The following is a 7,562-nucleotide window of genomic DNA, read 5'->3' as shown; positions in this document are numbered from 1 at the left end:
CTGCTACTGCCTGCTGTCCGCTGCCGCTTTATTCGCTGTGCTAGATACCGAACTCTTTTTCGATGAAGTCGAAGAGTTCATCCGGTGTGGCCTCTTGGAGTTGCTCCGTGACGGTCTCACCGGTGGAATCGCTTTGCGGTTCACCCCACTTCGCCAGGAGAGCCTGCAGACGCAGCGCGATATCGGTACGTGTGTCGTTGTCCTCGTCCGGGTCGAGCACGGAGAGCGCGGACTCCAGCTTTTCGAGTTCCGCGATTCCGGGGGCGGCTCCGGCGCTGCCGTCCTGGGTGATCTCGCCCCGCAGGAAGTCGGCGAGCACCGCCGGCGTCGGGTGGTCGAAGACCAGGGTGGCCGGGAGCCGCAGCCCGGTGGCGGCGTTGAGCCGGTTGCGCAGTTCCAGCGCGATCAGGGAGTCGAAGCCGAGTTCCTTGAACGCGCGCCCCGCGCCGACCTCGTCGGCGTTGGGGTGGCCGAGCGCGGTGGCCGCGTGGGAGCGGACCAGTTCGAGGACGGCCAGGGCCTGTTCGGCCTGCGGCATGGGCGCGAGCCGCCGCCGCAGCGCCTCGGCCGGGGAGAGGTCCCCGTCCGCCCCGCCGGCGGCCGGGGCCGCCTGGGCGAGCCGCCGCACCTCGGGCAGGTCGCCCAGGAACGGGCTGGGCCGTACGGCGGTGTAGCCGGGCGCGAACCTCTCCCACTGGATGTCGGCGACGGCGACCGCCGCCTCGGCGTGGTCGAGGGCCAGTCCCAGGGCGCGGATCGCGGACCGGGGGGCCATCGCGGGCACCCCGCCCCGGTCGAGCCGCTCCCCGATCGCTCCGCCCGCCGCCAGTCCGCTGTCGCCCCAGCGGCCCCAGGCGATCGAGGTCGCGGCCAGTCCGTCGGCGTGGCGCTGTTCGGCGAGGGCGTCCAGATAGGCGTTGGCCGCCGCGTAGTTGGCCTGTCCCGCGTCGCCGAGGGTTCCGGCGACTCCGGAGAAGAGAACGAACGCGGACAGGTCCAGGCCCCGTGTCAGCTCGTGCAGGGTGCGCGCCGCGTCCGCCTTGGGCGCGAGCACGGTCGCGAACCGCTCGGGGGTGAGCGCGTCGATGACTCCGTCGTCGAGCACTCCGGCGGTGTGCACCACGGCCGTGAGGGGGTGCCGCGCCATGAGGGCGGCCACCGCGTCACGGTCGGCCATGTCACACGCGGCGACGGTGACCCGCGTCCCCAGCTCGGTCAGCTCCTTCTCCAGCTCGGCCGCGCCGGGCGCGTCCGGGCCCCGGCGGCTGGTGAGCAACAGATGCTCCGCGCCGTTCTCGGCGAGCCAGCGCGCGACATGCCCGCCAAGCGCTCCCGTACCGCCGGTGACCAGCGTGGTGCCCTCCGGACGCCACTCCCGTACCACCGTGCTGTCCTCCAGAGGCGCGTGGGCGAGGCGGCGGCCGAAGAGGCCGGAGGAACGGACCGCGACCTGATCCTCTCCGCCGTCACCGGCCAGCACACCAGCGAAACGGTCGCGCGTACGGTCGTCGAGAGCGACGGGGAGGTCGAGCAACCCACCCCAGCGATCGGGGTGTTCGAGTGCGGCGCTCCGGCCGAAGCCCCAGATCAGGGCCTGCGCCGGGTTCTCCAGCCGCTCGGACCGGGCCACGGCGATCGCGCCCCGGGTGACGCACCACAGCGGCGCGGCCACCTCGGCGTCGCCGAGCGCCTGGACGAGCGCGGCGGTGACGCCGAGCCCGGCGGCGAAGGCGCGCTCATCGGCGTGCCCATCGGCGTTGTCTCCCGCGAGTGCGAGGAGGGAGAGCACCCCGGTCGGAGCGGTGCCGTCCGTCAGCAGCCCGGCGATCGTCTCCCGGGTGTCGGCGGTCGCGACGGTGACAGTACGTATCTCCGCGCCGTGTTCGGTGAGCGTACGCAGCACCCCGTCCGCCCAGTCGGCGACGGCCCCGGAAAGCCCCTCTGGCACGACCGCCAGCCAGGTGCCCGACAGACGGGCGGTGGCAGGCTCGGCGAGCGGCTTCCAGGTGACGCGGTAGCGCCAGCCGTCCACGGTGGACCGCTCACGGCTCTGCCTGCGCCACGAGGAGAGCGCGGGCAGCAGTTCGTTGAGGGGCCGGTCGCCGTCGATGTCGAGTTCGGCGGTGAGCGCTTCGAGGTCTTCGCGTTCGACGGCCTCCCAGAACCGGGCGTCGATCGCGCTCTCGGGAGCGGCGGCCACGGCCTCCAGAGGGGTGGCCTCGGGCCAGAACCGCTGCGACTGGAAGGCGTAGGTGGGCAGATCGACCCGGCGGGCGCCCGTACCCGCGAACACCGACCCCCAGTCCACGTTCACACCACGGACATACGCCTCACCCAACGACTGCCAGAACCGGTCGAGACCACCCTCACCACGACGCAGCGAACCGAGAACAGCCGCCTCACGGCCCGCGTCCTCCACCGTCTCCTGAACACCGACCGAGAGCACCGGATGCGGGCTCGACTCGATGAACACCCCGAAACCCTGATCCAGCAGCGTCCGGGTCGCGTCCTCCAGCTCGACTGTGCGACGCAGGTTGCGGAACCAGTACCCGCCGTCCAGCTCCGGGCCCTCCACCCAGTCACCGGTCACCGTGGACAGGAAGGGAACCTCGGCCTCACGCGGAGAGACCGGGGCCAGCAGGCCCGCCAGCTCCTCACGCAGCAGCTCCACCTGCGCGGAGTGCGACGCGTAGTCGACCGCGATCCGCTTGGCCCTGATGCCGTCCTTCTCGCAGGCGGCGAGGAGTTCTTCAAGGGCCGCCACCTCACCGGAGATGACGACCGAGGAAGGCCCGTTGACGGCCGCGACCGAGATACGGTCCTCACCCCAGGGAGCGATCAACTCCCGTACACGCGCCGCGGGCAGCGGGACGGACACCATGCCGCCCAGACCCGCCAGCACCCGACCGATCGCCTGGCTCCGCAACGCGACCACCCGAGCCGCATCCTCCAGCGACAGGATCCCCGCCACGCAGGCAGCGGCGATCTCACCCTGCGAGTGACCCACCACCGCACCGGGGCGCACCCCGGCAGCGCGCCAGACCTCCGCCAGCGACACCATCACCGCGAACAACGCCGGCTGCACCACATCCACACGCTCCAACGACGGAGCGCCGTCGACACCCCGCAGGACATCGTTCAGCGACCAGTCGGTGAAGGGCTCCAGCGCCTTCGCACACTCATCCACCCGGGCAGCGAACACTGGTGAAGCGTCCAACAGGCCCTGGGCCATGCCTACCCATTGTGACCCTTGTCCGGGGAAGAGGAACACGGTCTTGCCCCCGATGACCTCGCCCTGAATCAGTAGGGGTGAGCCCTGTTCGGCGGCGAGAGCGGTGAGGGCTCCGGTGAAGTCGTCCCGGTCTCCGCCGATCAGTACGGCACGTCGGCCGAGGGCGGTACGGGTGGTGGCCAAGGAGTGGCCTATATCAGCAATCCGCAGGTCAGGGTGGGTTTGGAGCTGGTTCAGCAGCCGCTGGGCCTGGCCTCGCAGGGCCTTCTCGGTCTTGGCGCTGAGCGGCCAGGGCAGAGGTGCGGGCCGATCGGCGGCGGGCCCGGCCGGGGCGGTCGCGGCCAGTAGGGGTTGTGCGGGCGGCTGAGGGGTTTCGAGGTCGTCGAACCCCGTCTCGACGGGGGCCTGTTCGATGATGGCATGCGCGTTGGTGCCGCTGAAGCCGAACGACGAGACACCCGCGCGCCAGGGGCGGTCGCTCTCGGGCCACGGGGTCCGCTCGGTCAGCAACTCGACCTCGCCCATGCTCCAGTCGACATGCGGGGTCGGCTCATCGATGTGCAGGCTCTCCGGCAGCACACCGTGCCGCATGGCGAGCACCATCTTCATGACGCCCGCGACACCGGCGGCGGCCTGGGCGTGGCCGATGTTCGACTTGATGGAGCCCAGCAGCAGCGGACGGCCCTCCGGCCGCCCCTGGCCGTACGTCGCCAGGAGCGCCTGCGCCTCGATCGGGTCGCCGAGAGTGGTCCCCGTACCGTGCGCCTCCACGACATCGACATCGGCGGGCGACAGCCGGGCGTTGGCGAGCGCCTGGCGGATGACGCGCTGCTGCGAAGGCCCGTTCGGGGCCGTCAGACCGTTGGACGCGCCGTCCTGGTTGATCGCCGAGCCACGGACCACCGCGAGCACCGGGTGGCCGTTGCGCCGTGCGTCGGAGAGCCGCTCGACGAGGAGCATGCCGACGCCCTCGGCCGGGCTGAAGCCGTCGGCGTCGGCCGAGAAGGCCTTGCAGCGGCCGTCGGTGGACAGCCCGCGCTGCCGGCTGAACTCGATGAAGGTGCCGGGCGTCGACATGACCGTGACGCCGCCGGCCAGTGCGAGGGAGCACTCGCCCGCGCGCAGCGCCTGCACGGCCAGGTGCAGGGCGACCAGCGAGGACGAGCAGGCCGTGTCGACGGTGACCGCCGGGCCCTCCAGGCCGAAGGTGTAGGAGAGCCGGCCGGAGACGACACTGCCCGCGCTGCCGGTGGCGAGATGGCCTTCCAGCTCGTCGGTGGCGGCGCGTACCAGGTTGGCGTAGTCGGAGCCGTTGGTGCCGATGAACACACCGGCCTGGCTGCCGCGCAGGGTCTCCGGGTCGATCCCGGTCCGCTCGAAGGCCTCCCAGGAGGTTTCGAGGAGCAGACGCTGCTGAGGGTCCATCGCGAGCGCCTCGCGCGGCGAGATCCCGAAGAAGCCCGAGTCAAAGGCTGCGGCGTCGGTGAGGAAGCCGCCTTCGCGGGTGTACGAGGTCCCCTGGGCGTTCGGGTCGGGGTCGTACAGCGCCTCGACGTCCCAGCCCCGGTCCAGGGGGAACGGCGACAGGGCGTCACCGCCGGAGCTGAGCAGCCGCCACAGCTCCTCGGGCGAGCGGACGCCGCCGGGGAAGCGGCAGCTCATGGCGACGATGGCGATGGGCTCGGCGTCGTTCACGGCGGCCGTGGGCAGCTGGACGGCGGCTGCCGCGCCCTGTCCGAAGAACTCGGTGCGGAGCTGCCGGGCGAGGACGGTGGGCGTGGGGTGGTCGAAGACGAGGGTCGGCGGCAGCTTGAGGCCGCAGGCCGCGTTGAGCCGGTTGCGCAGTTCGACGGAGGTGAGCGAGTCGAAGCCCAGCTCCTTGAAGGCCCGGCCGGGTTCGACGGCGTCGGGTCCCGCGTAGCCGAGGACGGAGGCGACGGCGGTACGGATCAGTTCGAGGAGAAGCCGTTCCTGTTCCGCCTCGGGCTGCCCGGCGAGCTGCTGGGCGAGGGCCGGTGCGCCGACCGTGTCGGCGGCGGCCGCGTCCGCGCGGAGGCTCTCCATGACCTCCCGCGCCTCGGGCAGGTCGTTCAGCAGCGGCCGGTCCCGGCCCGCTGTGAAGGCGAGGACGAACCGCTTCCACTCCATGTCGGCGACGGTCAGCGTGGTTTCGTCCCGGTCCAGCGCGTGCTGGAGCGCGGAGACCGCGCGCTCGGGCGACATCTCGATGACACCGTGGCGGCGCATCCGGTCGCCCACCGCGCCCTCGGCCATGCCGCCGTCGCCCCAGGGGCCCCAGGCGATAGAGGTCGCGGGGAGTCCGGCGGAGCGCCGGTGCTCGGCGAAGGCGTCGAGGAAGGCGTTGCCGGGCGCGTAGTTGCCCTGGCCGGGCGCGCCGAAGGTGGCGGCGAAGGATGAGAAGAGGACGAACGCGGAGAGGTCCAGTTCACGGGTGAGTTCATGCAGATGCAGGGTCGAGTCGACCTTGACCTTCAGCACCCGCTCGATCTGCTCGGGGGTGAGCGCCTCGATGACTCCGTCGTCGAGGACGGCCGCCGTGTGCACGACGGCGGTGAGGGGCTGTTCGGCGGGTACGGAGGCGATGAGCGCCGCCACCGCGTCACGGTCGCTGACATCGCAGGCGGCGACGGTGACCCGGGCGCCCAGCCCGGTCAGCTCCTTCTCCAGCTCGGCCGCGCCCGGAGCCTCCGGGCCCCGGCGGCTGGTGAGGACGAGGTGCTCCGCGCCATTGCGCGCGAGCCAGCGGGCGATCTGCGCGCCCAGCGCTCCCGTACCGCCGGTGACCAGCGTGGTGCCCTCCGGACGCCACTCCCGTACCGCCGCCGTCTCACCGAGGCGGGCACGGACCAGCCGACGGCCGAAGAGACCCGTGGCGCGGACCGCGACCTGGTCCTCTCCGCCGTCACCGGCGAGGACGCCCGCGAGCCGCTCGCGCGTACGGTCGTCGAGGTCGGCCGGGAGGTCGATCAGACCGCCCCAGCGCTCGCCGTGCTCCAGCGCGGCCACCCGGCCGAGACCCCAGACGAGGGCCTGCGCCGGGTCCGCCGACCGTTCGGACCGGGCCACGGCGATCGCGCCCCGGGTGGCGCACCACAGCGGCGCGGCCACCTCGGCGTCGCCGAGCGCCTGGACGAGGGAGAGCGTGGCGATCACCCCGGCGGGCGCGGCGGCGCTGAGCGGCGCTTCGGCGTCGGCGGGGGTCAGCAGGGACAGCACTCCCGACACGGCGGGCTCGTCGGCGAGCGCCGTCCGGATGCCGTCGGCGAGCGCGTCCCGGGTGTCGGCGGTCGCGGCGGTGACGGTACGGATCTCCGCGCCGTGTTCGGTGAGCGTACGCAGCACCCCGTCCGCCCAGTCGGCGACGGCCCCGGAAAGCCCCTCTGGCACGACCGCCAGCCAGGTGCCCGACAGACGGGCGGTGGCAGGCTCGGCGAGCGGCTTCCAGGTGACGCGGTAGCGCCAGCCGTCCACGGTGGACCGCTCACGGCTCTTGTCTCGCCATGCGGAGAGCGCGGGGAGCAGCGCGGTGAGGGTCTCGTCGCCGTCGATGTCCAGCTCGTTGATGAGGGTGGCGGCGTCCTGGCGTTCGACGGCCTCCCAGAAGCGGGCTTCGACGGCGTCGGCCGGGTGGGCGCTGACGGCGGGGTCCGCCGTGGCACCGCTCTCCAGCCAGTAGTGCTCCTGCTGGAAGGCGTAGGTGGGCAGATCGACCCGACGGGCACCCGTACCCGCGAACACCGACCCCCAGTCCACCTTCACGCCACGGACATACGCCTCGCCCAGGGACTGCCAGAACCGGTCGAGACCACCCTCACCACGACGCAGCGAACCCAGAACAGCGGCCTCACGGCCCGCGTCCTCCACCGTCTCCTGAACACCCACCGACAACACCGGATGCGGGCTCGACTCGATGAACACCCCGAAACCCTGATCCAGCAGCGTCCGGGTCGCGTCCTCCAGCTCGACTGTACGACGCAGATTACGGAACCAGTAACCCCCGTCCAGCTCCGGACCCTCCACCCACTCACCCGTCACCGTCGACAGGAACGGAACCTCCGCCTCACGCGGAGAAACCGGGCCCAGCAGGACCGCCAGCTCCTCACGCAGCAACTCCACCTGCGCGGAATGCGACGCGTAGTCGACCGCGATCCGCTTCGCCCGGACCCCGTCCTTCTCACAGACGGCGAGAAACTCCTCCAGAGCCCTGACTTCACCGGAGATGACGACCGAGGAAGGCCCGTTGACGGCCGCGACCGAGATACGGTCCTCACCCCACGGAGCGATCAACTCCCGCACCTTCACGGCGGGC

General features: G+C 72.1%; 1 protein-coding gene. It reads right to left on the bottom strand.

Annotated elements, in window-relative coordinates; genetic code table 11:
• Nucleotides 1-40 precede the first annotated feature (40 nt).
• The coding region (locus IE247_RS32980) for a type I polyketide synthase (RefSeq protein WP_190127045.1) at nt 41-7,562 on the bottom strand (7,522 nt) is incomplete at its 5' end.

Source organism: Streptomyces inusitatus, from assembly GCF_014651115.1.
In the GTDB taxonomy this organism is placed as follows: Bacteria; Actinomycetota; Actinomycetes; order Streptomycetales; family Streptomycetaceae; genus Streptomyces; species Streptomyces amakusaensis.
This window is presented reverse-complemented; position numbering and strand designations above follow the sequence as displayed.